General features: G+C 54.4%; 2 protein-coding genes. Both read left to right on the top strand.

From position 1 onward, the window contains the following. Positions 1–940 (top strand): RHS repeat-associated core domain-containing protein (locus tag AUC61_RS26355; protein WP_243249232.1); only part of this gene is annotated, 940 nt, incomplete at its 5' end. Positions 941–1,234: 294 nt separating this feature from the next. Next, positions 1,235–2,870, top strand: a 1,636-nt coding sequence (locus AUC61_RS26350; protein ID WP_422765767.1) for an RHS repeat domain-containing protein, incomplete at its 3' end; no start/stop codon positions are given.

Here is a 2,870-nt window from a genome sequence, read left to right as displayed (position 1 = left end):
ATGGATTAATCCTGATCCAGCGGGGGCAGTGGATGGGTTGAACTTGTTTCTTTTTGTCAGTAACTGTCCGATTTCGTCTTTCGATTCAGACGGACTACAAGGAAAACGAGAAAAAGCATCGGCCATCGAATCGGCCAAGCTTCACTACACCAACCATTTACTTCCAAATATCCTTGCTCGCATAGAGATGGATAAGCAAAGGGCCACGGCCTCGCTAGTGAAACGTACAGGCTCATCGAGCACGAGCCATATCGGTGAGTTGCTGGAAACTGCTTACTCCGCACTTGAAAATGCTCCGATGACCTTCAACATCACTCCAGCAAAACTTGCGCAACTGACTGGGGGCGGAATGATCAACGCCTGGAAGCCCCTTCAAAAAGCAAATACCTATACCGAAATGCGCGACACCGTCGAAAATCAGATGTTTGAGTACCGGACATCCCACTCTCCAGTCACACGAAAGGCAGCCAGTACGGGCATACACCCTATTAAAGCTTATACTCGCCCGTTATACGGAGCCCTTCAAATAGCTGAAGATTATGAAACTGTCGGCGGCGCACCGACGTATGGGGCGACTGCGTTTTACCTAAACGATTCAGCCAGGTCGTTCATGACGTTTACCGCAGCGGATAGTTTGTCCACCCATGCAAAAATCGGCAGCTTGGCTGCCCCGGGCAACCTCTATCCCCTTATTGCAGATATGCGCCCTGACACTTGGGAGGTTTTACACAACCAACTGAGTGGTGCCGGGAAGCCTGTCAGGGTATCAGCGTCTTCCAATTATATTGAATGGCAATCCCACGCCCCAATCAAGTGGGACGAAATGAAAGTTTTGACTTTTCAAAGAAAAACAGACTTTGAGAAATCACTTTCAACGCTAAGTATTGTTGATTTCTACAAAAAACAATCAATTAGTGCCCGTATAAAGCGACTGGATTAGCCTAACAAGCACATCCAGCCCGCAGAAAATAAATCGTTTGAGTTCGCAAACTATAGGTCATTTCATAGTGCGCGGCCTGAATAATAGACTTCCATGCCTGGGCGTCATCAATGCCCAGCAATGGTCACCCAGCGAGCGAACGGAGTAGCTCAGACCCGACCCAACCTGCCCACTTGGCGAGCATGGGAAATACTCATATTGATCTCAAATATTCGACGGTTTCTGACATACGGCCGGGGCTGTCCGATCTCGCGGCCTAAGCTTAAATACGCTACTTACCTGGAGCCTCAGCCAATGAGCGCAGCTCTGCATACCCATACACCCACTCTTGCGACAATCGATCCTCGGGGCTTGGCGGTGGGTAGTCTTTCGTACTGCAGGAGTGAAGAACACCAGGAAGCTGAACTACGCATAACCCGCCATTCTTACGATCACGCCGGGCGCCCGATTTCCAGCCAGGACTCACGTCTGCCAACGCCCAACCAGCGCAACGTCTACAGCCTCAACGGCCAAGTGCTATTGACCGACAGCGTCGATGCCGGTTGGCGGGTGACGCTACCGGGCGAAGCCGGGCAAGTGCTTGAGGGATGGGACGGGCGCGGCAGTCACGCAGTGGTTGAATACGATGAGATGCAGCGGCCGGTATTGATAAGCGAAGCTACGGGCGATGCAGTTGGAGCGACCGGTCAGGAGCAGCGTGCTCGACCTCTTCGCGGGCAAGCCTCGCTCCAACAGGGTTTGGCCGTCGAGCGTTTCACCTACGGCGGGCCAGAATTAGCCGAGCACAACCAATGCAACAAGTTAGTCTGCCATGACGATACAGCCGGCACGATCCATCGCCCGGATTACGGCTTGCTCGGTTCGCCACTGAGCGAAGTCCGCCACTTTTTGCGCGATTTGGACATGCCCGATTGGCCACTGGAGGTTGCCGAACGCGACGCCTTACTGGAGACCGATGGCTTTGCATCGACCTGGGGCATCAACGCATTGGGCGAGGTGATCGAGCAAACCGATGCCATGAGCAACCCCCGGCACTTCACACATACCGTCGCGGGCCAGCTGAAATCGGTCACTTTGGGCGAACAGGTCCTGATCCACAACATCAACTACAACGCCTTCGAACAGGTTGAGCAGCAATCAGCCGGTAATGGGGTAATCAGCCGCTCAACTTACGACCCGCAAAGTGGCCGCCTGATTGAACTTGGGGTTGCGCTGCCCAACGCCCCACCTTTGCAGCTTTTGAAATACGGCTACGACCCGGTCGGCAATATCGAACAGATCGAAGACGCTGCCCAGCCCGTACGTTTCTTCGCCAACCAGCGTGCCGACCCGATCAACCAATATCATTACGACACCCTGTACCAACTAATCGAAGCCACCGGCCGGGAAATCAAAACCGGCGCCAGTCACGGCCCCGCCCTGCCCGACTTGCAGAACCTGCCGCCTGATCCCAACCAGATCGCCAATTACACGCAAAGCTATGCATACGACGCGGGCGGCAATCTGCTGGAAATGCGCCACATTGGCGCTCAGTTGTTCACCCGAACCATGCGCGTTGCACCGGACAGCAATCGCAGCCTGCCTGCCGATGAAGTGGACGTAGATTTTGAAGACGGCTTCGACGCCAACGGCAATCTTCAGCAACTGGTACGCGGGCAGAGTTTGAGTTGGGACGCCCGCAACCAACTTCGGCAGATCACTACCGTGCAGCGAGAAGACGGGCCAAGCGATGACGAGACCTATATCTATGACGGACAAGGCCAACGCTGCCGTAAAATCAGCAGTGCTCGGGCCAGCGGCAGGACCTTGATCAACGAAGTGCGATATTTACCCGGGCTGGAAATCCGCAGCAATGCCGATGGCGAAACCCTGCACGTGGTCACGGTGAACAATGTGTGCATGCTGCATTGGCCTGCAGGGACACACAGCG

Source organism: Pseudomonas maioricensis (assembly GCF_022790535.1).
GTDB lineage: Bacteria > Pseudomonadota > Gammaproteobacteria > Pseudomonadales > Pseudomonadaceae > Aquipseudomonas > Aquipseudomonas maioricensis.
The sequence above is the reverse complement of the archived record's forward strand: the minus strand, read 5'-3'. Positions and strand labels throughout refer to the sequence as shown.